This window comes from Clostridium puniceum, assembly GCF_002006345.1.
GTDB classification, from domain to species: Bacteria; Bacillota; Clostridia; order Clostridiales; family Clostridiaceae; genus Clostridium; species Clostridium puniceum.
Genome location: NZ_LZZM01000077.1, coordinates 1 through 2,136, shown reverse-complemented (window position 1 = coordinate 2,136; position 2,136 = coordinate 1). Strand labels below are relative to the sequence as shown.

1 protein-coding gene is annotated in these 2,136 nt (G+C 24.5%); it reads right to left on the bottom strand.

The features are described from left to right. Positions 1–416: 416 nt before the first annotated feature. The gene (gene spo0A / locus CLPUN_RS06210) at positions 417–1,238 is read right to left on the bottom strand and encodes a sporulation transcription factor Spo0A (protein WP_077846456.1); all 822 of its coding nucleotides are present in this window, start codon (positions 1,236–1,238) and stop codon (positions 417–419) included. Positions 1,239–2,136 lie beyond the last annotated feature (898 nt).

Sequence of the window (2,136 nt, the reverse complement as noted above, 5' to 3'; positions counted from 1 at the left end):
GATAAAACACTATTCTTAGAGCCATTTATTTCTTTTGTAAATTTATATAATATAATTTCATTCAAAACTAATTCATTATGTAAAAAAATCTGTTTCTGTATTTTTAAATAAAAAACATTAGATAATAACCAATCATATTTGTACAAAAATTAATATTACCGTTATAACATTCTTTTATTTCTGAATCTATTGTTACATAGCTACTTACATTATTTATGCCTAGACTACTATAATATGTGTTAATTATTATATTTCCATCAACATATATTTTTGTTAGTAGTAATGCTTTATATGCATCAAAATAAGACATCTCCTAATCAATTTTTACAAATCGATTAAGTGATGTCTTATTAAAAAATCATATTTATTGCCTATACTTTGTAAAGGTTACATACCTTAAACCCAGTAAACTAAACCTAAGAAACCTTATTCTTAAGTCTTAATTTATCAGCAATAATAGCAATAAATTCACTATTAGTGGGTTTTCCCTTATCTCCATGAACAGTATATCCAAATAGTCTGTTAATAGCATCTACTTGACCTCTGCCCCAAGCCACTTCTATTGCATGTCTTATTGCTCTTTCAACTCTTGAAGCTGTTGTGTTGTATTTCTTAGCTATTGAAGGATATAATTCCTTTGTTACAGCTGATAATAATTCCATATCATTAACTACCATAGTTATAGCTTCTCTTAAATACATATAACCTTTTATATGAGCTGGTACACCAACTTCATGTATTATATTAGTTATTTCTGTTTCTAAGTCCATAGGTACTTTTGTTCTATTATCAGTTGGTGTAGATATTATTGATGATGTTGGATATGAAGATCTTACATTTGCACTCTCTACTGGAACACTGCTGAACATTTCCCTTATTCTCTTAGTGAATACTTCCATATCGAAAGGTTTTACAGTATAATAATCAGCTCCAAGTGTTATAGCTTGTTGAGTGATTTTATCTTGTCCTACTGCTGACAATATTATTATTCTTGGCATTTTTTCTAATTCCATAGTATTTAATCTTTCAAGAACTCCAAGTCCATCTAAATGTGGCATAATAATATCAAGAATAACTAAATCAGGTTTTCTTTCTACAATTAAATCTAATGCTTCCCTACCGTCTTTTGCAATTCCAGTAACAACTATATCCCTTTGATTTAATAGGTAGTCGTTTAAAATGCTACAAAATTCCTTGTTATCGTCCGCAATAAGTACTGATATTTTTGAATCTTCCATATTTTTTATCTCTCCTTTAGTCCATTATAGAATTATGTGTTTAATTATACTTTACCCTTTATGACCATATATTATCTAATAAATCTTTTTATAAGATTATGTCCATAGTATATTGTTTCTACAAATTTTTGTAAAATATTTTTTATTATTAGGGTATGTACTATTGTTGCATATATTTTATTTTCTATATAATATATCGCCTTTTACATGAATATTTAATATGTTTAGTTGTTATAATGTATTTATCTTCCACTATTTGTAAATTATACACTTTTTACCTCAAGAAGTAAATAGTTTCTTAAAAAATACTTTAAAGTATTTTTTTTAATAAATATGTAACTATATATTTCCTAAATTATCAATTATTAATGTAATATATACTTATTATATAATTATATCACTTTTTCTACAATGTGTATGTCTTATCTTTATTTCTAAAAATTTCTATAAATACACATTTAATAATAAAAAAATAATAAGTCTTGGTAACTATATTAATTTTCTTGATGAATTTAGTTAAACTTGTTTATAATCTCTAATCAATCAGACAAAATTAACTAACGTACTGACTTATTATTTTGAGAAATATGATTTATATTGTTTTAGTTACTATTCTTACACGCTTTTATATTTTCTTCTTAATCCCTTTCTATTTAGACATTATATATAAGTTCTAATTAATTTATTAAATTGAAATTATGTATATTAATTAATTGTATTTTGTTTATTTATTAGAACTTATATATAAGCTATTTTTTAATTTCACATTATTACTATAATAGTGCATTTTTACTTGAATAATTTTACAGTTGAATAAAAAAACAGATTTTTAGGCTATTTTTAATGACTCAAAAATTTCTTCGATCGGCGTACCGCTTGCGGCAGCATTGTAAATATA